This window comes from Kitasatospora sp. NPDC057015, from assembly GCF_042673745.1.
Lineage (GTDB): Bacteria > Actinomycetota > Actinomycetes > Streptomycetales > Streptomycetaceae > Kitasatospora.
Genome location: NZ_JBHUSG010000016.1, coordinates 120751 through 146056, shown reverse-complemented (window position 1 = coordinate 146056; position 25306 = coordinate 120751). Strand labels below are relative to the sequence as shown.

Annotated in this window: 25 protein-coding genes; 10 read left to right on the top strand and 15 right to left on the bottom strand. The window is 75.5% G+C overall.

Annotated elements, in window-relative coordinates; genetic code table 11:
* Window positions 1-114 precede the first annotated feature (114 nt).
* The 4 genes from ACFTWP_RS18000 to ACFTWP_RS17985 all read left to right on the top strand — a co-directional run bounded on the left by ACFTWP_RS18000 (window position 115) and on the right by ACFTWP_RS17985 (window position 3994).
* A complete protein-coding gene (locus ACFTWP_RS18000; protein ID WP_380265550.1) occupies window positions 115-1413 on the top strand; it encodes a glycosyltransferase in 1299 nt (432 codons plus the stop codon).
* Window positions 1410-2312: an SGNH/GDSL hydrolase family protein gene (locus tag ACFTWP_RS17995; protein WP_380265548.1), complete on the top strand. Its 903-nt coding sequence runs from the start codon at window positions 1410-1412 to the stop codon at window positions 2310-2312. The genes ACFTWP_RS18000 and ACFTWP_RS17995 overlap by 4 nt, the downstream gene beginning before the upstream one ends.
* Window positions 2313-2491: 179 nt before the next feature.
* Window positions 2492-2872 carry a DUF6188 family protein gene (locus ACFTWP_RS17990; protein WP_380265547.1) on the top strand — a complete coding sequence of 127 codons (381 nt, stop codon included), beginning with the start codon at window positions 2492-2494 and terminating at the stop codon, window positions 2870-2872.
* 138 nt (window positions 2873-3010) lie between these two features.
* Window positions 3011-3994: a polysaccharide deacetylase family protein gene (locus ACFTWP_RS17985; protein ID WP_380265546.1), complete on the top strand. Its 984-nt coding sequence runs from the start codon at window positions 3011-3013 to the stop codon at window positions 3992-3994.
* Window positions 3995-4047: 53 nt separating this feature from the next.
* Here the strand turns inward: ACFTWP_RS17985 and ACFTWP_RS17980 are convergent, their stop codons facing one another.
* Window positions 4048-5829, bottom strand: coding sequence for an MFS transporter (locus ACFTWP_RS17980; protein ID WP_380265544.1), 1782 nt, complete (start codon window positions 5827-5829; stop codon window positions 4048-4050).
* 300 nt (window positions 5830-6129) lie between these two features.
* On the opposite strand from ACFTWP_RS17980, the gene ACFTWP_RS17975 reads away from it, so the two are divergent.
* Window positions 6130-6738 carry a hypothetical protein gene (locus tag ACFTWP_RS17975; protein ID WP_380265543.1) on the top strand — a complete coding sequence of 203 codons (609 nt, stop codon included), beginning with the start codon at window positions 6130-6132 and terminating at the stop codon, window positions 6736-6738.
* Here the strand turns inward: ACFTWP_RS17975 and ACFTWP_RS17970 are convergent.
* The 12 genes from ACFTWP_RS17970 to ACFTWP_RS17915 all read right to left on the bottom strand — a co-directional run bounded on the left by ACFTWP_RS17970 (window position 6725) and on the right by ACFTWP_RS17915 (window position 18663).
* On the bottom strand, window positions 6725-8080 hold the full coding sequence (locus ACFTWP_RS17970) for an ATP-binding protein (protein ID WP_380265542.1): 1356 nt from the start codon (window positions 8078-8080) through the stop codon (window positions 6725-6727). The two genes, ACFTWP_RS17975 and ACFTWP_RS17970, sit on opposite strands and share 14 nt — an antisense overlap.
* Window positions 8077-8775, bottom strand: a complete 699-nt coding sequence (locus tag ACFTWP_RS17965; RefSeq protein WP_380265566.1) for a response regulator — start codon at window positions 8773-8775, stop codon at window positions 8077-8079. Before ACFTWP_RS17965 ends, ACFTWP_RS17970 begins: the two co-directional genes overlap by 4 nt.
* A 68-nt stretch (window positions 8776-8843) precedes the next feature.
* Complete coding sequence (locus ACFTWP_RS17960; protein ID WP_380265540.1) at window positions 8844-9668, bottom strand: hypothetical protein; 825 nt, start codon at window positions 9666-9668, stop codon at window positions 8844-8846.
* Between the two features lie 268 nt (window positions 9669-9936).
* Entirely contained in the window at window positions 9937-10404 is a 468-nt protein-coding gene (locus tag ACFTWP_RS17955; protein WP_380265539.1) for a class F sortase, read from the bottom strand.
* A 221-nt stretch (window positions 10405-10625) separates the two neighbouring features.
* On the bottom strand, window positions 10626-11093 hold the full coding sequence (locus ACFTWP_RS17950; RefSeq protein ID WP_380265538.1) for a hypothetical protein: 468 nt from the start codon (window positions 11091-11093) through the stop codon (window positions 10626-10628).
* 232 nt (window positions 11094-11325) lie between these two features.
* Window positions 11326-12102 (bottom strand): anti-sigma factor antagonist, encoded by a 777-nt coding sequence (locus ACFTWP_RS17945; RefSeq protein ID WP_380265537.1) that lies wholly within the window; start codon window positions 12100-12102, stop codon window positions 11326-11328.
* A 508-nt stretch (window positions 12103-12610) separates the two neighbouring features.
* A complete protein-coding gene (locus ACFTWP_RS17940; protein WP_380265536.1) occupies window positions 12611-12985 on the bottom strand; it encodes a hypothetical protein in 375 nt (124 codons plus the stop codon).
* 81 nt (window positions 12986-13066) lie between these two features.
* Window positions 13067-13501: a roadblock/LC7 domain-containing protein gene (locus ACFTWP_RS17935; RefSeq protein ID WP_380265535.1), complete on the bottom strand. Its 435-nt coding sequence runs from the start codon at window positions 13499-13501 to the stop codon at window positions 13067-13069.
* 34 nt (window positions 13502-13535) lie between these two features.
* The gene (locus tag ACFTWP_RS17930) at window positions 13536-14636 is read right to left on the bottom strand and encodes a hypothetical protein (protein WP_380265533.1); all 1101 of its coding nucleotides are present in this window, start codon (window positions 14634-14636) and stop codon (window positions 13536-13538) included.
* A 310-nt stretch (window positions 14637-14946) separates the two neighbouring features.
* A complete protein-coding gene (locus tag ACFTWP_RS17925) occupies window positions 14947-15330 on the bottom strand; it encodes a hypothetical protein (RefSeq protein ID WP_380265531.1) in 384 nt (127 codons plus the stop codon).
* A 387-nt stretch (window positions 15331-15717) separates the two neighbouring features.
* Window positions 15718-16758, bottom strand: coding sequence for an AEC family transporter (locus tag ACFTWP_RS17920; protein WP_380265529.1), 1041 nt, complete (start codon window positions 16756-16758; stop codon window positions 15718-15720).
* A gap of 228 nt (window positions 16759-16986) precedes the next feature.
* Window positions 16987-18663: a glutamate synthase subunit beta gene (locus ACFTWP_RS17915; protein ID WP_380265528.1), complete on the bottom strand. Its 1677-nt coding sequence runs from the start codon at window positions 18661-18663 to the stop codon at window positions 16987-16989.
* Window positions 18664-18925: 262 nt separating this feature from the next.
* On the opposite strand from ACFTWP_RS17915, the gene ACFTWP_RS17910 reads away from it, so the two are divergent.
* The 3 genes from ACFTWP_RS17910 to ACFTWP_RS17900 all read left to right on the top strand — a co-directional run bounded on the left by ACFTWP_RS17910 (window position 18926) and on the right by ACFTWP_RS17900 (window position 20859).
* Window positions 18926-19375, top strand: coding sequence for a hypothetical protein (locus ACFTWP_RS17910; RefSeq protein ID WP_380265527.1), 450 nt, complete (start codon window positions 18926-18928; stop codon window positions 19373-19375).
* 315 nt (window positions 19376-19690) lie between these two features.
* Window positions 19691-19999, top strand: a complete 309-nt coding sequence (locus tag ACFTWP_RS17905; RefSeq protein ID WP_380265526.1) for a hypothetical protein — start codon at window positions 19691-19693, stop codon at window positions 19997-19999.
* A gap of 167 nt (window positions 20000-20166) precedes the next feature.
* Window positions 20167-20859, top strand: coding sequence for an ester cyclase (locus ACFTWP_RS17900; RefSeq protein ID WP_380265525.1), 693 nt, complete (start codon window positions 20167-20169; stop codon window positions 20857-20859).
* Between the two features lie 190 nt (window positions 20860-21049).
* Here ACFTWP_RS17900 and ACFTWP_RS17895 read toward each other — a convergent pair whose 3' ends face one another.
* Entirely contained in the window at window positions 21050-21643 is a 594-nt protein-coding gene (locus tag ACFTWP_RS17895) for a helix-turn-helix domain-containing protein (RefSeq protein WP_380265524.1), read from the bottom strand.
* 116 nt (window positions 21644-21759) lie between these two features.
* Here ACFTWP_RS17895 and ACFTWP_RS17890 point away from each other — a divergent pair, with 116 nt between their 5' ends.
* On the top strand, window positions 21760-22566 hold the full coding sequence (locus tag ACFTWP_RS17890) for a class I SAM-dependent methyltransferase (protein WP_380265523.1): 807 nt from the start codon (window positions 21760-21762) through the stop codon (window positions 22564-22566).
* A gap of 131 nt (window positions 22567-22697) precedes the next feature.
* Here ACFTWP_RS17890 and ACFTWP_RS17885 read toward each other — a convergent pair whose 3' ends face one another.
* Window positions 22698-23942 (bottom strand): glycoside hydrolase family 64 protein, encoded by a 1245-nt coding sequence (locus ACFTWP_RS17885; RefSeq protein WP_380265522.1) that lies wholly within the window; start codon window positions 23940-23942, stop codon window positions 22698-22700.
* A 518-nt stretch (window positions 23943-24460) separates the two neighbouring features.
* Between ACFTWP_RS17885 and ACFTWP_RS17880 the strand changes: the two genes are divergently transcribed.
* Entirely contained in the window at window positions 24461-25147 is a 687-nt protein-coding gene (locus ACFTWP_RS17880; protein ID WP_380265521.1) for a formylglycine-generating enzyme family protein, read from the top strand.
* Window positions 25148-25306: the final 159 nt, after the last annotated feature.

Here is a 25306-nt window from a genome sequence, read left to right as displayed (position 1 = left end):
CGGTGCGGTGCCCGACGCCCGTGCGGTGCCCGCCGTCGCCGCGGCGACCGGCGCCGCGCCGGCGGCGGTGCCCGGGAGCATCGGGCTGGCCACGATCGCGGAGGGGCAACCGGCATGACTCCCCCGCTGCGCATCGTCCGGCTGGCGAACTTCGTCACCCCCGTCTCCGGCGGGCTGCGCACCGCGCTCCGCCACCTCGGCGCCGGCTACCTGGCCGCCGGCCACGAGCCGGTGCTGATCGTCCCCGGGCCCCGGCGCCGCGAGGAGAACACCGAACAGGGCCTGGTGATCACCCTGCCCGGGCCGGTGCTGCCCGGCAGCGGCGGGTACCGGGTGCTGACCGACCGGCGGGCCGTCACCCGGGTGCTGGACTCGCTCGCCCCGGACCGGCTGGAGGTGTCGGACCGCACCACGCTGCGCTGGACCGGCGACTGGGCCCGGCGCGCCGGCGTCCGCTCCGCGATGGTCTCGCACGAGAGCGCCACCGGCCTGCTCCGCACCTGGGGGCTGCCGGCCGCGGCCGCCCGGAGCCTCGCCGACCGGCTCAACTCCCGTACGGCGCGCGACTTCGACACCGTCGTCTGCACCACGGACTGGGCGGCGGGCGAGTTCCGCCGGATCGGCGCCGCGCAGGTGGTCCGGGCTCCGCTGGGCGTGGACCTGGAGCTGCTCGACCCCGCCCGCTTCGCCGTCTCCCGCGAGCAGACCCGGGCCCGCTACGCGGGGCGGGGGCAGATCCTGCTGGTGCTGTGCTCCCGACTGTCGGCGGAGAAGCGGCCCGAGCGCGCCCTGGACGCCCTGGCCGAGCTGCGGCGGCGCGGCGTCCCGGCCGTCCTGACGGTCGCCGGGACGGGCCCCCTGCTGCCGCGACTGGCGGCGCGGGCCCGCAAACGGCGGCTGCCCGTACGCTTCCTCGGGCACCTGAGCGGGCGCGAGGCCGTCGCCGAACTGCTGGCCTGCGCGGACGTGGTGCTCGCCCCCGGTCCGGTGGAGACCTTCGGACTGGCCGCGCTGGAGGCGCTCGCCTGCGGCACCCCGGTGGCGGTGAGCCGGCACTCGGCACTGCCGGCGATCGTCGGTCCGGCGGGCGCCGCGGCCGAGGACAGCGGTGCGGCCTTCGCGGACGCCGTCCGGGAGTTGCTCGACCGGCCGGAGCAGGAGCGCCGGGCCGTCGCGCGGGCCCGGGCCGAGGAGTACGGCTGGCCGGCCGCGGTGGCCGGGTTCCTCGCCGCGCACGGCGTCGACGGGCCCGTGCCCGGCGTCGACGGGCCCGTGCCCGGCACGGCCGGTGCGGGACGCGTGGCCGCCGGGGCCGCTGGTGTCGGTGGTCCCCGTGGGGCCGACCGCGCCGACCGCGCCGGGCTCGACGGGGCAGCGGGACCGGCGCTCGGAGTGGCCGGGAGGCCGCGATGAACGCCGGGACGGCCGCCGTCCGGGAGCTCGCGCCGCCCTTCGGGACACCCGACGCGACGGTGCCGGCCGTCGCGCCCCTGCGGTTCGTCGCCCTGGGGGACTCCCTCACCGAGGGCGTCGGGGATCCGGTCCCCGGCGGCTGGCGCGGGTGGGCCGCGCTGCTGGCCCGCTCGCTCACCGCGGACGGGGCCGGCGTCGAGTTCCGCAACCTCGCGCGCAGTGGTGCACTCAGCCGGGACCTGACGCGGGAGCAGCTGCCCGCGGCGCTGGCGCTGCGCCCCCGGCTGGCGGCCGTCGTGGTCGGCGGCAACGACACCCTTCGGGCCGGGTTCGACATCCGGCACACCGCCCGGGAGCTGGACACCGCGCTGCGCGCGCTGGCCGAGGGCGGCGCCCGGCCGCTCACCGCCTGCCTGCCCGATCCCGGAGTGCTGCTGCGGCTGCCGCAGCCGCTGGCCGGCCCGCTCGCGCGGCGGATGCGGGCCGTCAACACCGTGGTGCACGCGCTGTCGGTGCGCCACGACGCCGTTCACCTGCACCTCGCGGCGCTGCCGTGGACGAACCAGCGCGGCCTGCTGAGCGTGGACCGCCTGCATCCGAGCGCGACCGGCCACCACCTCATCGCACGCGGCTTCCACGACTGCCTCGCCGAGGCCGGCCACCGACTGGGGCCGGCGCCCGCCGCCGGGGCGACCGAGCCGCCGCCCGGTCGTGCGGCCGACCTGTGGTGGATGGCCACCCGAGGGACCAGCTGGGTGGCCGAGCGCAGCACCGACCTGCTGCCCGGGCTGCTCGCGCTGGCCGCCGCCGAGGCCCGCGGACGGATGCGCGGCGCCACGACGCGGCTGGACGAGCAGATGGCGAGGGCCGTCTCGGCCGCACTGGCCGGCCTGCCGTAGGGCGGCGCCGCCCCGGCCCGGCGGAACTCGTCGGGCGGCGGCTCCGACCGACGGTACCGGGCGACGGCGCCAGCGACAGAAACCAGCACCAGCAACCAGCAACCAGCAACCAGCCCGAGCTTGGCCGGTACACGTCCGATGTACGCGGTGGACGCGCCCGGCTGGTCCACACTGGGGCCATGCAGAACTCGATCACGGACGTCCTGGCCGGCCACCGGGTGGAGTCGGTCAAGGGCGGGTTCCAGTTGGACATCACGCTCGACGGCCCGGTGACCGTCCGGGTGGAGCACGAGTTCCGCCTCGCCGGCCCGGCGGAGGTGGAGCACTTCTACCCGGATCTCACCTTCGAGCCCTCCGAGTCGCTGCTCGGCCTGGTCGGACACCCGGTCGACGCGGCGCGGGTGACCATGGCCGGCGGCCTGGAACTGGACTTCGCCTCGGGCCACACCCTCTCCGTGCCGCCGGACGCCCGCCGGGCGCCGTGGAGTGTGTCCACGCCCCACGGGCCGGTCTGCACGGGGCTGGAGGGCGGCGAGGTGGTGTGGGCGGACCAGGTCTGACGAGCACCGCGCGGTACCGCACCGGCCGTGCGGCCCTGGCCGCGGGGGCCGGTCCGGGCGCATCCGAGGTACCGGTCCGAGGGCCGGTCGGGTGATGGCGGGATTGACCGGGCCCCGGCCCGGGGGATTGCTGATCCCATGCGGCATTCTTCATATGATCGGTCAAGTCGAGGCGCACGCTCCTCGCCCCGTGCAGCCGTCCTGCTCTGCCTGTCGACCGTCATAGCCGGCTGCACCGGCCAGGTCACGCCCCCGCGGGCGGACGCCCCCCGCTCCCCCGCGGCCCCGCATTCGCCCGGCACCCCGGCGGAGCGGGTCGCCCTGCCGCCCGCCGCGCCGCTCGCCCTGCCCGGGAGCGCCCGCAACCAGGAGCGCAACAGCGCCGACGCGGCGGCGCTCCGCGAGGCGGTCGAACGCCAGGCCATGGAGACCGTACGCTCCTGGGGGCTCGACACCCGCCCGATCGCCGCACCGCAGCCGCCGGCGAACCCGCCCGAGCTGCGGGCCGGCCAGGGCGTGGCCCTGCGCCCGGGACTCCCGCCGGTGGTGGCCCGGGTGCCCACCGACGAGAAGGTCGTCTTCCTGACCGTGGACGACGGCGCCGAGAAGGACCCGGAGTTCGCCCGGATGACCCGCGAGCTCGGAATCCCCTTCACCGCCTTCGTCTCCGGCTACCTGGCCCGCCCGGACTACGGCTACTTCCGCGGCCTCGCCGACCAGGGCGACTCCATCCAGAACCACACCGTCAACCACCGCGACCTGCGGAAACTGACGTACGACCAGCAGCGCCAGGAGATCTGCGGGCAGCAGGACGAGATCGAGCGCGAGATCGGCGCCCGGCCCAGGCTCTTCCGCCCGCCCTACGGCGAGTTCACCGAGGACACGCTGAAGGCCGCCGCCTCCTGCGGCATCGAGGCCGCGGCGCTGTGGAACGAGGAGGCGTTCGCCGACCACATGGAGTGGCGCTACGCGGACCAGCGACTGCACCCCGGCGACATCATCCTCACCCACTTCCGCGGCCCCACGCTGTGGAAGGGCACTATGCCCGACATGCTCCGCCAGGTGCTGAACACCGTGACCGGCCAGGGCTTCGCGCTGGCCCGGCTGGAGGACTACCTCTAGGGCCGACCAGTCCGGCGAGGCCCCCGGGGCGTCGCCGGGCGTCCCGGGGTGACCTAGGGTCCGGCCGGCTGCGCCGGGCAGCGGCTGCCGCGGGTCAGCCCGTACCGGCCGGCCACCCGGTAGGTGCCCGGGCGGGACGCGTAGAGCATCGTCCACTCGCCGGCCTCGGCCAGGCACCCGTGGGCGCCGTCCGCCCCCTCGACGCCCAGCCAGGGCGACCAGGGGACGCGCAGCAGGACCGGGCCGGCGTCCGCGACGTCCACGGTGAGGACGGCGGGGCCCGCCTCGCGGACGGTGCCCGGCGGCTCGACCAGCGGGGCGGTGTCGACGACCCGGAACAACCGCCACCGCTCGTCCTGCCAGACCGGGCTGAGCCACGGGTGGCCGGCGGCGACGATCCGGGCCTCCTCCACGGCCGCGTCGTCCGGGGCGTCGGCGGGCAGCACCACGTAGCCGACGCCCCAGTGCCGCAGCCAGGCGTGGTACTCGTCGGCGGTCAGCGCACCGGTGTAGAAGAGCGGGTTGCGGGAGACGTCCGCCTGCCGGTTCCACCCGCGGGCGAGATTGACGTACGGGGCGATTCCCGAGGCCTCCAGGTGGGTGCGCAGCGGCACCACCTCCACCCTGCCGCGGTCGGCGCCGATCCGGCGCAGCTCGGCGATCAGCGGCGCGGTGTCCCGGGCCGTGGCCGAGACCGGGACGGTGGTGGCGAGGTCGCCGGCCGGCTTGACCAGCTGCCAGCCGGCGACGGCGAGGAAGGCGGTGCCCGCCGCGAGGGCCCGGTGGCGCCGCAGCCGGGCGAGGTGGCCGCGGAGGCCCGCGCCGGGGCGGGCGTCGGGGCCGGCGCCGGTGGCGGGGAGCGCGGTCTCGACGGCCGGGCGCGAGATGGCGGGCTGCAGGGCGGCGGCGAGCAGCACGGTGCCTCCGAAGAGCAGCGGCAGGCGCTCGACGTTGCTGCCGACGGGTGAGGGGACCAGCCAGGTCAGCACGACCCCGAGGGCGTAGACCGGCGCGCCCGCGCGGACGGTCCGCCAGGCTCGTGGCAGCAGCGGCGGGAGCGCGGCCGCCGAGACGGCGAGCGGCACCGCCACGTACCAGTCGAAGGGCTGCTCGCCCTCGAAGGGGAAGAGCAGCGCCGTCCCCACCAGCACCAGCAGCGGACCGGCGACGAGCACGCAGGCGTCCAGCCGCCGGCCGGTGCGCAGCAGGGCGGCGGCGACCACCCCCAGGAACAGGCCGACCAGGGGGCTTCCTATGGTGGCGGCGGCGGCGAGCGCGAACACGGCGCCCGAGCGGGCCGACGAGCGGCGCCCGTCCGGGCCGGGGGGTACCGCGGTGGCCGGCCCGGGCGGGAACAGCAGCGCCACGGCCGCCAGGCCGAAGGCGACGCCGATGGCGAAGGTGACCCGGCCCGAGGCGACGTTGCACCAGAGCGCGACGGCCGTCCAGAGTGCGGGCCACAGCGGCCGGGCCACCTCCGGGCGGACCAGCAGCCGGGCCGCGAGCGCGGCGGAGAGCGTCCCCGCGAGGACGCCCGCCGTGCGGACGCCGAGCCAGCTCATCAGGTACGGCGAGACCAGACTGTAGGAGGCGGTGTGCATGCCGCCGTACCAGGACAGGTTGTAGGCCGAGGCCGGGAACTGCCGGGTGAAGTCGGTCCACGCGTACTGGGCCGCCAGGTCGCCCGCGTCGTGCGCCAGGTAGAGCGCCCAGACGCCGTGGAGCAGCGCGGCCAGCACGGTGGCGGCGATCACGGGGCGGCGCCGCACCCCACCGGCGCCGAGGGGGCCGGCGAACCCCGGGGCGCCCAGGCTGACCGGGCCCGTGCTGGTCATCTGGCCTCTCTCTGCGCGAAACGGGCACCGAGACGGACGGGGGGTACGGGAGGGTGGGGAGTCCAGAGATAGCAGACGGAACACGCGGTCGGGCGCGGGACGCACCGCTCGACCGCCGACCGGCCGCCACATCGGCCCATCGGGTGTGGCCTCCCGAGGGGGGTACCGGGCGGCCGGACGCTTGTGCCGGTCCGGCGCCGGGAGAAGACTGGTCCGTGGCAGATGACGGGGCCCGGGCCTCGGACCTCGTGTCCCCGGCGGTGTACCGCCGCGGTGCGCCGCCCGATGCCGGGAGGCGCCATGTTCGTGCGCACGCTGTATGTCACGGGTGACCCGGGACTGCTCGACGGGGCGGTCGACAGGCTCACCGCCGACCGCGACTTCCTCACCGGGCAACCGGGGTTCCGCGGGTTCGGCCTGTTCAAGGACGGTGAGCTGGGCAAGCTGCTGGGCGTGACCTGGTGGGAGGGCGAGCAGGCCAGGAGGGACAGCGACGAGCAGCTGCGGGACAGGCGGCGGGCGCTGCTGGAGCCCTTCGCGGCGACCGTCGCGGCAGCCGACTACGAGGCCGCGGTCTTCCACCGGATCCGGCGCCCCGGGGCCGGGGCCGCGATGCGGCTCAGCAGGCTGGAGATCGCGCCGGAGGACGTCGACCTGCTGGTCGAGACCTTCCGGAGCACCACGCTGCCCAGGTTGGAGACCCTGGACGGCCTGATCGGAACGACCCTGTTCGTCGACCGGGAGCGCGGACGCGGCACGGTCGGCGTGATGTTCGCCGACCGCGGGGCGCTGGCCGCTTCGCGCTCGGGCCAGGCGGCCGCCCGCGGGGAGAGCGCCGCCAAGGCCCATGTGACCGTCACCGGCCTGGAGGAGTTCGACGTGGTGTTCGCCGACGTCAGGACCGACTGAGGTCGGGCGTCTGCCCCTCGGCTCTCGCCACCGAGCCAACCGAGCCCGACGAACCCAACGAGTCCGACGAACCCGACGGACCTGCCGACCCCGGTGGTTCCGCCAACTCCCCCGCCGGGAGCCGAAGTTCGGCCACCGCTCCGCCGTCCGGGTGGTTGCGCAACAGCAGCTCCACTCCGATCGCCCCGGCATGGCCCTGCGCGATGGTGAGCCCGAGACCGTGACCGTGGCCCCGCTCGCGCGCGCCGGTGCGGAAGCGCTGCGGGCCGTCCCGCAGGACGTCGTCCGGGTAGCCGGGGCCGTGGTCGCGGATGGTCACCGTGTCGCCCTGCACCCGGACCTCGACCGGGGGCAGGCCGTGGCGGTGGGCGTTCGCCAGCAGGTTGGAGACGATCCGGTCGAGCCGGCGGGGGTCGGTGGTCACCGCCGCGTCGGCGTCGATCCGCAGCCGCACCGCCGGGTCGGCCGCGGTGATGCCGGTGAGCAGGGGCCCGAGCCGCAGCGCGGACAGGTCGGCGGGCTCGGCCCGCGCGTCCAGCCGGGAGACCTCCAGCAGATCCTCCGTCAGCCCGCACAGGAACCGCACCCGGTCCCGGACCAGCTCGGTGGGGCGGCCCGGCGGCAGGAGTTCGGCGGCGGTGAGCAGGCCGGTCAGCGGGGTGCGCAGTTCGTGCGCGACGTCGGCGGTGAAGCGCTGCTCGCCGGCCAGCCTGCTGCGCAGCACGGCCGACATGGAGTCGACGGCGGCCGCGAGGTCGGCCACCTCGTCGCGCGGCCCGCCGAGCGGGCCGATCCGGGCCGCCAGGTCTCCCTGGGCGATGGTGCGGGCGGTGCGGGCGGCGGTGCGCAGCCGGCTGCTGATCCGGTCGGCGGCGAGCACCCCGGCGAGCACCGTGACGGCCACCGCCAGGGTGGCGGAGAGCAGGATCGTCCGGTCGAGTTCGGCGACCGCCCGTTCGTCCTCGGCGTAGTCGACCCGGACGGAGAACACCTTGCCGCCGGTGCCGGCGGCCGCCCACATCGCGCGGCCGTACGGCCCCGGCCCCAGCATCGAGCCCTCGTGGCCCTGCGCCGCCAGCCGGCGCAGCTCCTCCGGGGGCCCGCCGGCCGGGCGGGCGGCCCCGGCGGGGGTGACGGCCTCCTCGACGGCGGAGGTCGGGCCCAGGACCTCGCCGGTGCGGGAGTAGCCGGTGAGCAGCGAGTCCAGGGCCGCCTCGGCGGACCGGCGGGCCTGCTCGGTGTGCTGGCCGACGGAGGCCTGGTGGACCAGCAGGCCGAGGGTGAGCGCGACCAGGAACGACACCACGGCGACGGTGACGGCGATCTGCCGGCGGAGGTTCACCGCCGGCGCCGCAGCTTGTAGCCGAAGCCGCGGATGGTCTCGATCCGCTCCGCCCCGATCTTGGCGCGCAGCCGCTGGACGTGCACGTCCACCACCCGGGTGTCGGCGCCCCAGGAGTAGTCCCAGACGCGTTCCAGCAGGGTGTGCCGCTCCAGCACCACGCCGGGGGCGGCGGTGAACTCCAGCAGCAGCCGCAGTTCGGTCGGGGTGAGCGGCACCCGGCGTCCGTCGGCCCGGACCTCCATCGCCTCGGTGTCGACCTCCAGGCCGTCGATCTCCCGCAGGGCGCGCGGCGTCCGCGGGGCGGCCTCGGCCGCGGGTGCGGGAGCCGTGGCCGGGCCGGGCGCGGCGCCGGGGGCCGGCGGCTCGGCGAGCGGCCGGGTGCCGAGGCCGGTGCGGCGCAGCACCGTCCGGATCCGGGCCACCAGGACGGCCGTCTCGAAGGGTTTGACGATGTAGTCGTCGGCGCCGGCCTCCAGCCCGGAGATGACGTCGATCGGCTCGGTGCGGGCCGACATCATCAGGATCGGCAGCAGGCTCTCCTCGCGGATCCGCCGGCAGAGGCCGACGCCGTCGAGCAGCGGCAGCATGACGTCGAGCAGCAGGAGGTCCGGCGGCTGGGCGCGGAACCGCTCCAGGCCCTCCAGGCCGTCGGCGGCGGTGTCGACGGGGAACCCGTAGCGCTCCAGGGCCATCCGGGTCGCCTCGCGGATCACCTCGTCGTCCTCGACCAGCAGGATCCGCGGTGCGGCGGCGGGGCCGGTCACGAGCGCCTCGCCGGGGAGGGCACGGCTGCCTGTGGTGCGGTCGAGGGCGCCGCGGAGGGCGCGGGCTCCGGTCGGGCGCCCGCGGCCGGCCTGCTGACCACCGGGTTCGGGTCCCGGCCGCCGGCGCCGCTGCCGCCCTGCGGGGCGGTCACGGTGGGTTGCGGGCTGCGCCGGCCCGGGTCGCGGGACTCCGGCGAGCCGCCGGGCGGGCAGCCCGGCACCTCCGCGGCCGGTCCGGTCGCCCGGATCTGCCGGTTGTCGAAGGCCAGTCGGACGCCGTTCCAGCGGTAGGTGCTGTTGGTCTCGGTGACCTCGTTGGTCGGCTCGTGGACCAGCAGGTCGGCGCCGACGGTGTCCGCGCTGAAGCCGGTCGGCATCTGGAGGGCCAGCACCGGCAGGACCTGACGCTCGCGCAGGGTGTAGACGTGCAGGTAGGCCCGCCGCTCGGCGGTGACCACGGCCGTGAGGAGTTCCGCGCGGCCGTCGCCGGTGAGGTCCCGGTACTGCGCGGGCCGTACGGCGCAGCCGGTGCAGCCCTGTGCGGCCGTCCGCTCCTCCGGCTGGACCGCCGGGTCCTTCTCCAGCAGCAGCCGGACGTCCACCGCGCGGATGTCGTCCCCCTCCACGCCGACGCCCGGCACCGGGACGGGCGACGGCTGGCCGGTCGGGGCCTGCGACGGCACCGGGGAGACGTCCGCGGCGGCCCAGAGCTGCTGAGGGCTCGGGCGGGCGGTGACGGGCCGGGTCTGCCCGGCGTCGTGCAGCTGCCCGGTGGAGGTGCAGCCGGCGGTGACCAGGACGGCAAGCCCCGCCAGGGCCACGCCCCATCCCGATATCGCTCGGCCGAGCCGTGTCCTCACGTGGGGGCGCCTTTCAGATCGGGACGGCGGCGGGTCACGCCGACCGGGTGGTCCACCCTGCATTACGCGCCGCGCCGTTCGCCGGTTGCACCCGGGCCTGCGGCGGGCGCCCCGGGCCCCGGCCGGGACACCTGCACTGAGCAGGCCGTTTCCGGCGGTGACCAGGTGGCGGCGCCTGACCGGACCGGCGACTCGGCCCGAGGTTCGACCCCGCCGCGCGTCCGGTGGTTCAGCCCGTGGCCGCCTTCGTACCGGCCAGGTCGGCCAGCACGATGATGTTGTCGGTGTAGTGGCCGTCGGAGGCGACCCGGCCGCCGCAGGTGATCAGTCGCAGCTGCGGGGTGTCGGTGTCGCCGTAGACGGTCGCGGTCGGGAACCGCGACTTAAGGAACTGCTGCAGCTCGCGGACGGTGAAGGAGACGGTGCTGCCGTCGCCGCGGCGGATGTCGATCCGGTCCCCCGGCCGCAGTTGCGGGAGGCGGTGGAAGACCGCCGGGCCCTTGCGGGTGTCGTAGTGGCCGAGGATCACCGCCGGGCCGCGCTGACCGGGTGCGGGCCCCTCGCGGTACCAGTCGACCTGCCCCGGGCGGTCGGCCGGCGGCACCTCCACCGTGCCGTCCGGGTTGAGCCCGCCGCCCTCCACCGGGGCGTCCACCCCGATCCGGGGGATCAGCAGGCGGACGGGCGGTGCCGGCACGGCGTTGGCCGCGGGAGCCGCCTGGTCTCCCCCGGCGGGCGCGGCCGGTACGGCTGCCCCCGCGGTCTGCGGGGCCCGGCCCGCACCGGTGTCGGCCGCGGCTCCGGTGGCCTCGGGGGCGCGGCCGGCGAACTCGATCCGGACCGGATCGTGCCGCGGAGCCGGTACGAGGATCAGCGCCGCGAGCGCGAGCGACAGGCTGCCGGCCGCGACGGCTGCGGTCAGCCCTGTGCGCCGGCACGGCGCCGGGCGACGGCGAAGCCGATACCCGCCACGCCCGCGACGGCCAGGCCGGAGCCGGCCAGCACGGTGACGGTCGAGCGGCCGGTCTCCGCCTCACCGGTCTGGGCACCGCCCCGGGGGACGGAGGTGACCTGCGCCGTGCCGGAGCCGCGGTCCGCCGGGGCGGCCGGGGCCGGCGAGGGGCTCGCGACGCGCGGCGAGACGGCGGGGGCGGCCCCCGAACCGGCGGGGGCGCTCACCGAGGGGACCGGGGCGGCGGGGGCCGGGGCGGCGGGGGCGCTCACCGAGGGGGCCGGGGCCGGGCTGCCGTCCGCGAATGCGGCGGAACCCGCGGCCGCCAGCGCGACCGCGGCACCGGCGCAGACGAGGGCGAGCCTGACCGCGCGCCGAGCCCTCCCCGCGCCCGAGGGACGGCCGGACGCGCGGTCGGTCAGGTGACCTGACATGGGGAAACCTCCTGGGTTGGCCGCTCCCGACCCTGCTGGCCGGGGCTGACACGGCTCACGTTAGGAAGCGCTCCGCACGGACCTCGCGCAGCCGTGTAACAGCCTCCGGGCGGATGTGTAACAGCCCCGCCGACCCGTTGCGTCCGCTGCCGACGGCGGCCACCGGTGCCCCCGTCGACCACGGCCGCTCGCGCCGGGCCCCGTCCCCGTGGTGGCGCCCGGCGCGGGCGCCTCAGAGGGACGCGAGGGCCTCGGCCTCGTCCTCGTAGACGTCGAACACGGTGATGAGCCGGGTGATGACGAGGATGTCCCGGACCTTGGGGGGCGGGGCGAGCAGGGCCAGCTTCGCGCCGCGGTTGTTCGCGGTGGTGTAGCCGCCGACCAGCTCGCCGATCCCCGAGGAGTCGACGGCGGTCACGTCGGCCATGTTGACGAGGATCTTGGTGGCGCCGGCGTCCAGTGCCTCGCGGACGGCCGTCCGCACCTGCACGTCGCCGACCCCGATCGTGATCTCCCCCTTGAGGTCGAGGATCGTGACGTCACCGGAGAGCCGGGTCGAGACATCCATGCGTGGTTCTCCCTGGAGGGATGCGCCGCCGCCCGGCGCGGCGGACAGGGACTTGCGCAGCGTCACCGTGGTGCCGCCTCCGGGCGGGAAGGCGAACTCGACGCCGTCCATGAGGTTCCGCATCAGGAACACGCCCCGCCCGCCGGGCAGCAGCAGTCGCTCGGGAGCGCGGGGGTCCGGGCAGGCCCCGGGGTCGAAACCCGGGCCGTCGTCCGTGACGGTCACCGTCACGGACCCGTCGAAGACACCGGCCTCCAGCAGCACCCAGCCGAGCCCGCCCTCGCGCCGACCGTGCCGGACGGCGTTGGAGACGGCTTCGAGGACGGCGGTGATCACCTGGTGGTGGGCGTCGGCCGCCAGCGGCAGCCTGTCCAGCAGGCCGCCGACCGCCTCCTCGACCCGCCCCAGGTCCGGGTCCGCACGACTGATCGTCAGCTGCACGGGCGGGCCTCGCCGCGGGCGCGCGACGCGCGCGCGACCGCCGGCGCCCCGCGCCGGACACCGTCGGGCCGGACACCGTCGGGCCGGGGGCCTTCCGCACCGGCGGGCGCGGCGGGCGCAGGGGTGACGGACATGGTGGGTCCCTCCCGGGCAGGCGATCCGGATCCGGCGGACGCGACACATCGTGCCCGACCCATCGCCGGAACGGGCCGCCCCGCCGCGAATCCCACTCGAACGAGCGAACCCCTCGGCCGAGGGGCGAGGGGGAAGGCCGGATCCGTCCACCGGCCGGCTCCACCGGCCGACCGGGCCTCCCCGGCGCATCCGGGGCACATGCCGGAGGGCGGGCCGCGGAGGCCCGCCCCCGTCTGCCGGACGGTGCCCCGGGCGCGGTACGCCACCCGGGGTCCACCCGTCGCCCTTCACCGTCGACCCGTCAGCGGGCCCGGCACCCGGCGGAGTCGGCCCGCGGTCGTCGGCGGGCCGTCGACCGCGCGCGGCCCCTCGGTCAGAGCTCCAGTTCGGCCTCGATGCGGGTGAGCTGGTGCCGGGCCATCGCCAGGTTGGCGCGGCCCCGGTCGAGCGCCAGGTAGAGGAAGAGCCCCTTGCCGGTCCGCCCGCCCAGCGGCCGGATCATGTGGTACTGGCTGCTCAGGGTGATCAGGATGTCCTCGATGCCGTCCTTGAGGCCGAGCATGTCCATCGTGCGCATCTTGGCCCGCACCACGTCGGTGTTGCCGGCCGCCGCCACGTTGAGGTCGAGCCCGCCTGCGCCGTCCAGGATGCCGAGGGCCATGCCGCTGTTGTAGTCCACGAGCGCGGCCCCGATGGCCCCCTCGATCGAGGTCATCGCCTGCTTGAGGGCGCCGTCTACGTCAGTCATGTCGTTCTCCGATTTCGTGGTGTCAGTGGTCGTGCGTGGTGCGGTCGGGGGATTACGGGCAGGCGGCCCGGCGGGTCGTGCTCACCCCACTTCCTTGGGGCCGACGGAGTCCTCCAGGAGCCCGCCGATGCGCTCCGCGGAGCGGCGGGCCTCCAGGTGCAGCCGCCCCACGTTGACGTCCGGGTGGGCCAGCACGGTGAGCACGCAGCCGGATCCCGCCGAGTAGGTGGCCACGTAGCCGTGCTCGCCGCGGACCAGCGACTCCCGGAAGTCGCCCTGCCCGGTGGTGTCGGCCAGGCGCTGGGCCAGACCGAGCGCGGCCGCGGTGAGGGCGGCCAGACCGGACGGCTCGGTGCCGTGCGTGTCGTGGGCGATCAGCAGACCGTCCACGCTCGCCACCAGGCCGCCCGCCAGGTGCGGCACCCGGTGTCGCAGGGCACGGAGTTCGGCCAGCAGGTCCGTCTCCAAGGCGATCAGCTGTCGCCTTCCGACGCGCTGCTTGAGTGCTCGCCTCATGGACACGGTCGGCGGGTGGCGGGCGGGGCGGGGGTCACAGTCGGGCCTCCAGGGCGATTCGGACCCGGTGCAGCAGGGCGATGTCCGGGTCGGTGACGGACAGCGGCTGGGCCGCTGCGTGCGAGGGGCGGCGGGTCGGTCGGGGTTCGGTCAGTCGGCGGGCGGCGGCCAGGCCGCCCGGGACGGCGGCGAGGGCCACGCCGGGGACCCGGCGCTCCAGGCCGGCGAGGGTGAGCTCCACGGTGTCGGTGTCGACCTGGGAGTCCCTGCGGACCTCCGCCGGAGTCCGGTCGGCCCGGGCGGCCGCGTCCCCGACCGCCGGCCGGGCCACCGCCGCCGGCCCGGGCGCCGGCACACTCAGCGGCGCGACCGTACGGGTGGGCGGCGCCACCGGCTCGTACGGCGTGGCCACCAGGCCGGCCGCGGCCAGCCGCCGTACGTCGGCGGCGGTGCCGAAGGCCGAGCGGCCCAGCAGCCGGGCGAGGTCCCCCGGGGTGCGCCGGCCGTCGGCGTGCGCCAACAGCTCACGCTGGCGCCGGTTCGGTCGGGGCACCCGGGTCCGGGCCGCGCCGCCCCGGTGCCCGGCCGGGGCGGCAGGGACGGCGGCGGGAGCGACCGCAGCGGCGGCGGGCACCGGCACGACCGGGGAGCTGTCGAGCTGCGGCCAGGGCCAGATCCGCTCCAGCACGTCCCGCCGCCGCACGCTCTCGCGTCGCAGGGTGCGGGCGCTCACCCGGCGTACCGGCCCGAGCCAGTGGCGCGCCCCGGGCTCGAACCAGGTCATGGTGGAGCGCGCGCAGAGGACGAAGAACGCGGCGTCGTACAGCGCCTCCAGGTGGCAGATCTCCAGCTCGCCCCGGGTCAGCCGGCCCTGTTCGAGCAGGGTCCGGCCGACCCGGCAGTCGGGGCCCGAGGTGCGGACGGTCTCCTGCCAGACCTCCGACGGGATCCGGCCGCAGACGGTGAGCAGCTTCGCCAGGCCGGGGGTCAGGTCGCTCTCGACGTTGACCACCCAGCCGTCCGAGAGGTGCACGGTGCCGGCCTCGCCGTGCAGGGCGCCGGTGGCACGGTTCTCGGCGAGCCGCTCGATCGTCTCGCCGGGGGGCTGCCAGTAGCGGGTGGGTGGCCTGCTCACATCGGCCGCCGGCGGGTGACGGGGTGGCCGGGGACCGCCCGGGAGGAGGTGCCCGGGGCGGTCGTGCCCCGGAGATCGGCGGGCCGTGCGTCGGTGGGGCGGGCGACGAGGGGGCGTGCGGTGACGGGCAGGACGGCGGTCCTGGCGCGGGCGGCCTGCTGGCACGCGCTGACGTACCGACGGGTGGTCTGGCCGTGGGACAACCGCGCGGGGCGTGGCCGAAAGCCGTCGGATCCGGTGCTCCCGGCGGTGGCTGCGGCCGGAGAGCGCGGCTCGGCGGGTTCGGGCCCGGCCGGGCCCTCGGGGTGGATCATGCCAGGACCAACTCCTCGGCCAGAGCCTGCAACCGGTAGCGCGCGCCGGCCAGGTTGCCGTCCGCCCGGTCCAGCCAGAGGTGCAGGGCGAGCCTGCTGTCAAAGACCGTGCTCACGAAGCAGAACAGGTGATAGCTTCGGCCACCTGTGACGATGATGTCCTGAAGGGGGATCCTGACGTCGTTCTCGTCGGCGAATGTCGGACTGTCAGCAGCCGCCCGCAGCAAGTCAGTTGCCTCCGCTGCCACCGCCTCGTGGTCCCCGGTCGGGCTGTCCCCCGCGGTACCGAGGGCAAGTCCGCTGCTCCAGTCGATCAGGCTCGCGCCGCGCGCTCCCACGATCTCCATCGCCTGGGACAGGCATTCGTCGATACCCGGCACACGGGCTCCTTCTGAGGGTTTTTCGGCAGCAGGGCGTACGTGAGCAGGCGCAACCTGAACCGCCATGGCGAGTCGCTGTTCCGACACGGAAGGCTACTCAGAGTTTCGGTATGACGAACATTCCAATGGCATATTCGACTGCGAGACGAATATTTTCGGCCACTCGGACAGGCGGGGCCGGCCAGGCCGCGACCGGAGATCGGCAGGTCGGACTACCCTCGGTGGACGTACGGTCACCTTCCGTCCCAGCTCGGGACGTTGGCCGATTCCGCTACCTGCGCGAAGGTTTCGGCTTCGCCGGGGCGGTACGGTCCCAGGGGGCCCTCTGCACCCCACCGCCGAACGCGCCCGCGGGGCGGGCTTCGACCCCGCCCCGGGCCCCCGCCGTCAGTGCGGCGCCGACCCCAGGATCCAGGCGGCGCCGGACAGCGTGACCATCGACAGCAGGGTCGAGTACAGCACCGAGTCACGGGCCAGGACGGCACTCGACCCGTACTGGCGGGCGTAGACGAACACGTTCTGCGCGGTGGGCAGCGCGGAGCAGACCACCACCGCGAGGAGCTGGTGCGCGGGCAGCCGCAGGACCAGGCTGCCGACCGCGAAGGCGCCCAGCGGCTGCACCAGGGTCTTGATCACCACGGAGACGCCGACCTCGGCGGGCCGTCCGGGTCCGTCGGCGGTCGCCCGACCGTGCAGGGACATCCCGAGGACGACCAGCGCGGTCGGCACCCCGGCCCCGCCGAGCAGTTCACCGGAGTGGGCCAGGGCCGGCGGCAGGTGCCAGCCGGCCGCGGAGAACACGCTGCCGAGCGCCGAGGCCAGGATCACCGGGTTGCGCAGCGGGAGCAGCAGCAGCCGGCGGGCCCGGTCGGACCCTCCGGCCGGCAGCGGGTCACCGCCGCCGGCCCCGGCACTCCCCGCCCCGGTACTCCCCGCCCCGGCCGCGCTCCCGTCGGTGTCGCCCGGGCCGGATCGTCCAGTGCCGGCCTCCAGGGTGGCGAGGACGACCGGGGTCACCAGCAGCACCTGGAAGAGCAGCACGGGCGCGATGAAGGTCGCGTCACCGAGCACCTGGACCGCGACCGGGATGCCCAGGTTGGCGGAGTTGACGTACCCGGAGGCCATCGCGCTGATCGCCTGGTCGGCCGGCCGGCGCCCGAAGATCCAGCGGCTCACCGCGACGCCCAGCGACGAGGCCAGCAGGGTGCCGGCGGCGAAGGCCAGCATGGACGCGTTGGCGAAGGAGCCCAGCGGCGTGCGGGCCAGCATGGTGAACAGCGCCGCGGGCATGGCGACCTGGAAGACGAACCGGCCGAGGACGTCCTCGGCGTGCTCCCCCAGCAGGCCCGTCCTCGCCACCAGGTAGCCGACGGCGGTGAGCACCCAGATCGGGACGAACGCGGAGAGCAGGGGGTACAGGGAGGGCATGGGTCCTCAGACGTTCGGGGAGCCGGCCCGGCACCGGCCGCCCGGCCCGCGGCGGCCCGCACCCACCCCTCGCCACCCCCGTACCGCCGCGTCCGCCACCCTGCCGACCCGGCGGTTCACCGCCTCAGCCTCCCAGACGTCCGTCCACCGGTCCATCCCGTTTCGCGCGCCTTCCCACCCGCCACGGGGGCGGGCGCCGGACGCCGCGACGTCCGGGCGTCCGGCCGGTCAGAGCACCAGGGGCCGATGGGTCGCGCGGATCGGGGCGGGCAGGGCGGTCGAGCCGGTGAGGTAGCGGTCGACGGCCGCGGCGGCCGAGCGTCCCTCGGCGATCGCCCAGACGATCAGCGACTGGCCGCGGCCCGCGTCGCCGGCCACGAAGACGCCGTCCCGGCCGGTGGCGAACCCGGCGTCCCGGGCGAAGGTGCCCCCGGCGGCGAGCTCCAACCCGAGCTGCCCCACCAGCGGGCCGTCCGCCTCCGGACCGGCGAACCCCAGGGCGAGCAGCACCAGTTGGGCGGGCACGGTGATCTCGACCGGCGGGCCGCCGGACGGCCCTTCGGTGGTCAGGAAGGTGACGCCCCCGACCCGGCCCCCGCCGTCGCCCTCGAAGCGGACCGTGCGGGCGGCGTACGTCCGGATGTCCGGCCCGGCGGCCGCCTCCGCTGCTCCGGCCGGAGCCGTCCCGAGGTCTCCGGCCGGGCGGACGAGGTCTGCTCCGTCGGCGGGGCCGCACCGGTGCGGCGCGGCGCCCGCGGCGTCCGGTCCGCCCTCCGGCGCCCCCCGGGGTCGGCCGTCCGGCGGGTTCTCCGAGGAGGACCGGCGCTCCGCCGGGGCGTCACAGGGCCCGCCGCCGGCCCCGTACAGGTGCCCGGCCTCCTCGTGCGAGGCGGTCAGCCGGTGCACCTTCGGGTGGATCGGCCAGGGCTGGTCCGGCGAGCGGGTGGCCGGGGGCTGCGGGTGGATGTCCAGCTGGGTGACCCGGCGGGCGTGCTGGCGCACGGCGGTGCCCAGGCAGTCCGCCGCGGTGTCGCCGCCGCCGATGATGACGACGTCCCTGCCCTCGGCGCTGATGGTGGGGGCGTCGAGGTCGCCGACGCAGACCCGGTTGGCGATCGGGAGGTACTCCATCGCCTGGTGGACGCCCTCCAGCTCCCGGCCCGGCAGCGGGAGTTCGCGCCAGGCGGTGGCGCCGACGGCGAGCAGCAGCGCGTCGTGGCGGCTCCGCAGTTCGGCGGCGTCGACGGCGGTGCCCACGGCCGTGCCGGTGACGAACCTGGTGCCCTCGGCCCGCATCTGGGCGATCCGGCGGTCGAGGTAGCGCTTGGCCATCCGGAAGTCGGGGATGCCGTAGCGGAGCAGTCCGCCGATCCGGTCGGCACGTTCGTAGACCGTCACGGCGTGCCCCGCCCTGGTGAGCTGCTGGGCGCCGGCCAGCCCGGCCGGACCGGAGCCGACCACGGCGACGCTGCGGCCGGTCGCCCTCGGCACGGTCTCCGGCCGGACCTCCCCCCGTGACCAGGCGCGGTCGGCGATGGCGACCTCGACCTCCTTGATGGTCACCGGGTCCGAGTTGATCGCCAGCACGCAGGAGCTCTCGCAGGGCGCCGGGCAGAGCCGGCCGGTGAACTCGGGGAAGTTGTTGGTGGCGTGCAGCCGCTCCGCGGCGGCCTCCCAGTCCTGGTGGAAGACCAGGTCGTTCCACTCGGGTATCAGGTTCCCGAGCGGGCAGGCGTTGTGGCAGAACGGGAGCCCGCAGTCCATGCAGCGCCCGGCCTGCAGGGAGACCACGGGCAGCAGCGGGCGCCCGTCGTACACCTCTCCCCAGTCCTGCGCCCGCTCGGAGACCGGGCGTCGCCTGCGGGTCTGGCGCCCGGTGGTGAGAAAGCCCTTCGGGTCGGGCATCGCAGACCTCCCTCACAGGGGTCGCGCCGGACATCGTCACCGTACGCCCGGTATGCCCGGTTTGTTCGCACCCGGAACCCTCCGGCGCCCTTCCGTTCGTCGCACCCCATCGCCTCCGTCGCCCACCGCTCCGCCCCGGACGTACGCACGGTAGTCGTTTCGTCACATCGCGTGTGACGTAGCACACAGTCATGACATGTACATGATGTGCAATACTCGCCAAGGCAAGTCCAGTGCCTTCATTTACAAGGGAGTTGATGAAATGCGCGCTCGGATCGCAGCTCTGACGGCCGTTTCGGCCGGGCTGACCCTCGCGATGGCCGGGCCCTCGTGGGCCGCACCGGCCCCGACGGCCGGCTCCGACCCGCACGGTCCGGTGATCACGGCCGCCGCGGCGCCCGGCGCCGGCTGTCCGGCCGGGGTCAACCGGCCCTGCGCCTGGCAGGAGCGCGGCGAGCAGGGCGTGCTCGGCATCGCCCAGGTCACCGCCGGACATCCCGGGCAGTTGACGCTCGTCCGGGTGGACGTCAAGGTCCAGCGCGCCTGGGGCAGCCCCTGGGAGACCGTGGCCTCCTCGACCCGGGTCCGGTACGGCTCCGTGCGGGTCACCACGCCGGAGATCGCGGCCCTCGGACCCGTCGTCATCTGCGCGACCGGCGGCCCCGCCCTGCAGCCCGCGCTGCAGTCGACCGTCTGCACCCCTCCGAGCTGACCCGCGGCGAGCCGACCCGCACGGACACCGGGGGCCGGTGAGCGGGCGGGCAGCGGACGGGGCCGGTGAGCGGGCGGGGACGGACCCGCGGGCGGCGCAACCGGGTGAACCTCGCGCCGGGGGCGTGGCCCCGGCGCGAGGTGGCGCGTTGAGACGGGCGTGAGCAGCACCCCCGGGGAGCACCGGGCCCCGTCAGCGGGACGCCGGTCCTGGTCACCCCTCGCCCCACCCGCCCCCATCGTCCCGCTCGTCCCTCTCGACCCGCGGTTCGAGGCCCGGCCCCCGGCCCGGTCCGACCCGCGGGCGCCAACGCCGGTGCCACCCGGCTCCCCGCCGGTCGGACCGGCCGTCGCGGCACCCGTCCGGCCGGGCTTCGTGCCCGCCGACGAGACCGTCCACCTGCACGGCGCCCACGACACCCTCCAGGTGATCGCCAACGCCGACCGCTGGGCGCAGCTCACCCACGCCCTCGACGAGGCCCGGGTCCCGCTCGCGGTCGGCGACGTGGACGCGATGCGCCGGCTGGCCAAACTGGAGCAACCCGTCCTCGACGCCCTGACCCGCTGGATCGGCACCGCGAACCGCGGCCGGCCCGGGGGATCCGGCCGGCCCGGCGGCGGCTGACCGGCGGGGACGGGCGGCCGGTGCGGCGGGCGGCCGGATCCGCGGACGTGGCGGGCAACGGACCCGGCATCCGGCCGTGTGGTGCCCGGGCAGCGGGAGGGGGACAGTGGTAAGGGAGCACGGTCTGCGGACGGAGGTAGCCAGGGGGTTCGGTCGGGAGGCCCACGATGACCTTTGTACAGATCGTCGAGTGTCGTACGGAGCAGCCGGAAGCACTGAACCGGCTGATGGACAGCTGGATGGAGCAGACCCAGGGCAGGCGCACGGCCACCCACGCGATGATGGGCGCGGACCGGGAGGACGCCCAGCACATCGTGGAGATCGTCGAGTTCCCCTCCTACGAGGCGGCGATGCGCAACTCCGGTCTGCCGGAGACCGACCGGATCTTCCGGGAGATGGTGGCCCTGTGCCAGGAGCCGCCGACGTTCACCAACCTGGACCTGGTCCGCGACGACCAGCTCCACAAGGAGGCGGCGCGCCGCCTGCTGCTGGAGCCGCCGACGGGTGACATGTCCTGCCTCGACGAGCTCCTCGCGTCGGACTACTGCGACCACGACCCGTCGATGGACGGCGACACGATCGGGCCGGCCGCGGTGAAGAAGATGATCGAGGGCTACCGCAAGGCCTTCGACTTCACGTTCGACATCCAGAGTCAGATAGCCGACCGCGACCAGGTGGCGACCCGCTGGATGTGGCGCGGCACCCACATCGGGGAGTACATGGGCATGCCCGCCAGCAACAAGGACATCGAGTGCGCGGGAATGACGATGTTCCGGTTCGAGGACGGCAAGGCGAAGGAGGGCTGGTGGAGCTGGGACTCGGTCGCGATGATGCGCCAGATGGGCATGATGCCCGGCTGACCGGAGGGGCCGTACCACCCGCCGTTCCGCCGCCCTGACCCTGGCCGCTCCCCGGGCCGCTGCCCGTAGCCTCCGGTGGGCGACCGCCCGACGACGGACGGCCGGCCGTCACGACCCGTTGTCCCCGGCGCGGGGGCCGCCGGCTCCGGGGCCGCCCCGGGTCGGCCCCGCGACGGCCGGCCGCCGCGGTTCAGCCGGCGGTGGGGCGGGCCCGCACGTGCATGCGCTCGCCCTGCGCTCCGAAGAGGCTGAGGAACTCCACCGGGTACGTGCCGGCGTTGGCGAACCCGTGCGGGGTCCGGGTGTCGAACTCCGCCGCCTCTCCCGCGGTGAGGACGAGGTCGTGCTCGCCCAACGCCAGCCGCAGCCTGCCGGAGAGCACGTAGAGCCACTCGTAGCCCTCGTGGACCTGCTGCTCCGGTCGCACGTCCTGCTCGCCCGACCGCACCGGGATGATCTGCTTGTAGGCGTGCAGCCCCCCGAGGTGGCGGGTCAGCGGGACGAAGGTCTGCCCGTGCCGGGTGAAGGGGCGCGGATGCACCCGCGGATCGCCGGTGGGCGGGGCGCCGACCAGCTCGTCCAGCTGCACGTTGTAGGCCCTGGCCAGGGGCAGGAGGAGTTCCAGCGTCGGTTTGCGCTGCCCGGACTCCAGCCGGGACAGGGTGCTGAGCGAGATGCCCGTCGTCTCGCTCAGCTGCGCCAACGTGGTGCCGCGCTCCTGGCGCAACACCCTCAGCCGGGGGCCCACGCCGGTCAGCACGCTCGCGAGTTCGTCGTCAGCCATGGTCCCATTTGCCGGTACGGCAAGAACGTTTGTCAAACACCTCGGGCACGTCGCAGGATCCGGAGGGAACGGAGCAGGGCCCGCCCTGCTCACCACCCGCCCGAAGGGACACCCCGATGACAGACGTCTCGACGACCGGGACACCGGCCGCCCGAGCACCGGAGACGGCGGCGCCCGTACCCGGCGCACCGACTCCCCCCGCGGACGGCGCCACCGCCGAGGAGTTCTGGGACGCCCGCTACCGGGCGAGCGAACGGATCTGGAGCGGCCGGCCCAACCCCGTCCTGGTCCGCGAGGCCGACGGGCTGACTCCCGGCCGGGCCCTGGACCTCGGATGCGGCGAAGGCGCCGACGCGGTCTGGCTCGCCCGTCGGGGCTGGCGGGTCACCGCGGTCGACATCTCCCGCACGGCGCTGGAGCGCGGCGCCGAGCACGCCGGGTCGGCGGGGGTCGCCGACCGGATCGACTGGCAGTGGCACGACCTGGCCGTGTCCTTCCCCGCCGGGGAGTTCGACCTGGTGTCGGCCCAGTTCCTGCACTCCGAAGTCCCGCTGCCGCGCGAGCGGATCCTGCGGACCGCCGCCGCGGCGGTCGCACCGGGCGGGGCACTGCTGATCGTCGGGCACGCGGGACCCCACCCGGGAGAGCACACCGACGGCCACCCGGAGGGTCACGCGGGCGGCCACGCGGGCGGCCACGCGCAGGGCGATGCGGACGGCCATGCGGGGCCCCACCCGCACCAGGGGGTTCCCCTCCCCACCCCCGAGGAGGTCGTCGCCGCACTCGACCTCCCGCCGCATGCCTGGGAGTTGCTGCTCAGCGAGGAGCACGCGCACGGCCCGACCACCCCCGACGGCCGCCCCGGCACGCGAACGGACAACACCGTGCTGCTCCGGCGGCTGGACGGCGCCCCGGCCCGCTGACGACCGGCGCCCGCGGCCGGGAGGCGCCCCCTCGGACGGGCCTGGGGTGACGCCGCACGACGGGCCCGCCGGGGGCACTCCCCCGACGGGCCCGGACGACGACCGGCTGTGCAAGACCGGTCCGACGATGCCTAGTTGAACGGGTCGAGGGTCAGGTAGGCCTGCTGCGGGCTGCCGTCGTTGACCAGCGACTCGTGGTGGCCGACGTCGTCGAACGCGAAGGCGTAGGCCAGGCCGTCCGCCATCTGGTCGTGGATCTTCCGGGCGTACTGGTTGGTCACCGCGTCCTGGTAGAAGCCCGCCGACCCGGCGTCGGGCTGGTTCGGGTTGGTCAGCAGGGTGGACCGGTTGTACCCGGCGCAGAGCGTCCGGGAGATCGGCCCGCGCACCAGGTCGTTCGGTGCGTCCAGCAGCTTGTAGCAGCCGAGGATGCTGTCGGAGTCGGGCTTCTGGAACGACGTCACCACGGCGCCCGCGCTGTTGGTGAAGTTCATGACGTTGCCGGAGACCCGCCCGAAGTACTTGGTGTTCGGCTGGTCCGCGAACGGCGTCACCGTCAGCGTCGAGCTCGCGTACTTGGTCCAGACCCGGTTGACGTAGTCGCTCAGGACGGTCGACGGCAGCGCGCCCGTCTCGATGCCGTGCCCGGGCGCGAGCGCGCGCAGCACGGTGCCGTCGGAGCGGGTCTGGATCAGGTTGGCCCAGCCGCCGGGCTGCGCCTTCAGTGAGTTGTAGAAGCCCTGGTAGCCGCCGGACTTGAGGTGACCGGTGCTCTTGACGGTGCCGTTGGCAGCCTTGACGCCGACCGCGTACGGCGCCGAGAACATGTCCACCTGGGTGCTGTTGAGCCAGATCCCGGCGTCGTTCAGCGTGTACTCCGACCAGTTGAACAGGATGTTCCGGTTGGGGTCGCTGGGGTTCTGCACGGCCGGCTGCACCAGACCGCCGGTAGCCAGCTTGAAGACCAGCTTCTGGCCGTAGGAGAAGTAGATCCGGCCGGAGAACTTCGGGATCCGGATCGTCGTGGACTGGCCGTTGGCCGGGCCGGCGATCGACGCGTCGGGGGCCGGTGCGGGCGGGTTCGCACCGCCCGGCCAGGGGTGGAACCCGCCGCCCGCGTCCGCCCAGCCCTGCTGGCCGGTGGAGAGCAGGGTGCCGAGGTTGTAGATGTAGATCGGCTCGGTGCGGCCGGAGTTGTTGGTGAAGGTGAGCGGGATGGTCGCGGGCACGGCGGCCTCGGCCGGCGCGCTGGGGGCTACCACCGTCAGGCCGGCGCCCGACGCCACCGCGACGGCCAGGGTGGCCCAGGCGGCCCTGCGTCTGGCCGGCGCGGCCCGGTGGGCGGCGGTCGCGGCCGAGGCGTTCCTCGTCCTCATCTGATCACTCCTTCGGGGTCGGCTCTACTCCGGTTTCGACGGCACACGGCGGAGAGGCGCCGGGCACCGGCGGGGTCGCCACGACGATGTCGTGTGGGGTGGCATCGCCTTCTGCGACCTCGCAAACGTGAGAGCGCTCTCAAGAATGGAGGCGCCGGAGTGGGCATGTCAATGACTTGAACGCATCGGAAATGCGCGACCCCGCATCCGTTGAACATCTGAACAGGCCACCGAGGCAAGCCTGTTCACACTCCGGCCGGCCACCAGTCCGACCGGGGTCGTACGCCTGCCCGCCCTCGCGACCCGGCCGAACGGTCGCCGATCTGCCGGTAGGGCGCCGAGAGCGTTCCCAGCGATCGACCCGCCGTCGACCGGACACCGGACCGAGCACCGGATCGAGCGCCCGCCGGTCGGAGGAAGGCCAGCCCGCCCCGGAGCTCCTGACCCGTCGTCACCATCCTTCTGAACACCGGGCCGCACGGCCCGGCCGGGTCGCGCACCGGTATGATCACGTACCCATGGACGCCGCCGCACTGCACGAGATGGTCACCATCCCCCGGGGGCGGGTCACGCTCGCGGACCGGCGGACGCAGCGCAGCTGGTCGGTCGACCTGGCGCCGTACCGGCTCGGGGCCTGCCACGTCACCCAGGCGCAGTACGCGCGGATCACCGGCGACCGCCCCGGCGCCACCCCCGGCGACCGGCTGCCGGTCGAGGGCGTGTCCTGGTGGGACGCGGTCCGGTACTGCAACGCCCTGTCCGAGCACGACGGGTACCGCGCCGCCTACCGCCTGCACCCCGACGGCGAGGGCGTCGAGTGGGACCGGGCCGCCGACGGGTACCGGCTGCCGACCGAGGCCGAGTGGGAGTACGCCTGCCGCGCCGGTACCGCCGGGCCGCGCTACGGGCCGCTCGACGACATCGCCTGGTACCGCGGCAACTCGCAGGAGCGGCTGCACGAGGTGGGCGGCCGGCAACCCAACCCGTGGGGCCTCCACGACATGCTCGGCAACGTCTGGGACTGGTGCTGGGACCTCTACGACGCCGAGGTCTACCGCAGCTACCGGGTCCTCCGCGGTGGGGGCTGGTTCGACGAGCACTGGAGCTGCCGGGCCTCGGTGCGTCGCCGCAGCCACCCGACCTTCCGGGTCGACGACGTGGGCTTCCGCGTCGCCCGCTCCCTCCCGGACGCCCCGACCGGCTGAGCCGCCCCCTCCCGCACCCCCTCCCGCACCCCCTGCCGCGCCGCTCCCGCCACGTCGGAGCCCGCCCGCCGACCGACGGACCCCCGCCATCTCCCGACCTCCCGCAGGACCGGCCGACTCCCCGTGCGGCCGGTCCCCGCCGGGCCGCGACCATCGATT

What these genes read in the sequence shown, in the direction of transcription:
- ACFTWP_RS17910 (WP_380265527.1), top strand. Translation starts at nt 18,926, where the DNA reads ATGCGCGCTCGGATCGCAGCTCTGACGGCCGTTTCGGCCGGGCTGACC.
- ACFTWP_RS17995 (WP_380265548.1), top strand. Translation starts at nt 1,410, where the DNA reads ATGAACGCCGGGACGGCCGCCGTCCGGGAGCTCGCGCCGCCCTTCGGG.
- ACFTWP_RS18000 (WP_380265550.1), top strand. Translation starts at nt 115, where the DNA reads ATGACTCCCCCGCTGCGCATCGTCCGGCTGGCGAACTTCGTCACCCCC.
- ACFTWP_RS17950 (WP_380265538.1), bottom strand. Translation starts at nt 11,093, where the DNA reads ATGTCAGGTCACCTGACCGACCGCGCGTCCGGCCGTCCCTCGGGCGCG.
- ACFTWP_RS17885 (WP_380265522.1), bottom strand. Translation starts at nt 23,942, where the DNA reads ATGAGGACGAGGAACGCCTCGGCCGCGACCGCCGCCCACCGGGCCGCG.
- ACFTWP_RS17890 (WP_380265523.1), top strand. Translation starts at nt 21,760, where the DNA reads ATGACAGACGTCTCGACGACCGGGACACCGGCCGCCCGAGCACCGGAG.
- ACFTWP_RS17975 (WP_380265543.1), top strand. Translation starts at nt 6,130, where the DNA reads ATGTTCGTGCGCACGCTGTATGTCACGGGTGACCCGGGACTGCTCGAC.
- ACFTWP_RS17990 (WP_380265547.1), top strand. Translation starts at nt 2,492, where the DNA reads ATGCAGAACTCGATCACGGACGTCCTGGCCGGCCACCGGGTGGAGTCG.
- ACFTWP_RS17895 (WP_380265524.1), bottom strand. Translation starts at nt 21,643, where the DNA reads ATGGCTGACGACGAACTCGCGAGCGTGCTGACCGGCGTGGGCCCCCGG.
- ACFTWP_RS17985 (WP_380265546.1), top strand. Translation starts at nt 3,011, where the DNA reads ATGCGGCATTCTTCATATGATCGGTCAAGTCGAGGCGCACGCTCCTCG.
- ACFTWP_RS17940 (WP_380265536.1), bottom strand. Translation starts at nt 12,985, where the DNA reads ATGACTGACGTAGACGGCGCCCTCAAGCAGGCGATGACCTCGATCGAG.
- ACFTWP_RS17900 (WP_380265525.1), top strand. Translation starts at nt 20,167, where the DNA reads ATGACCTTTGTACAGATCGTCGAGTGTCGTACGGAGCAGCCGGAAGCA.
- ACFTWP_RS17935 (WP_380265535.1), bottom strand. Translation starts at nt 13,501, where the DNA reads ATGAGGCGAGCACTCAAGCAGCGCGTCGGAAGGCGACAGCTGATCGCC.
- ACFTWP_RS17915 (WP_380265528.1), bottom strand. Translation starts at nt 18,663, where the DNA reads ATGCCCGACCCGAAGGGCTTTCTCACCACCGGGCGCCAGACCCGCAGG.
- ACFTWP_RS17980 (WP_380265544.1), bottom strand. Translation starts at nt 5,829, where the DNA reads ATGACCAGCACGGGCCCGGTCAGCCTGGGCGCCCCGGGGTTCGCCGGC.
- ACFTWP_RS17920 (WP_380265529.1), bottom strand. Translation starts at nt 16,758, where the DNA reads ATGCCCTCCCTGTACCCCCTGCTCTCCGCGTTCGTCCCGATCTGGGTG.
- ACFTWP_RS17965 (WP_380265566.1), bottom strand. Translation starts at nt 8,775, where the DNA reads ATGGCCCTGGAGCGCTACGGGTTCCCCGTCGACACCGCCGCCGACGGC.
- ACFTWP_RS17880 (WP_380265521.1), top strand. Translation starts at nt 24,461, where the DNA reads ATGGACGCCGCCGCACTGCACGAGATGGTCACCATCCCCCGGGGGCGG.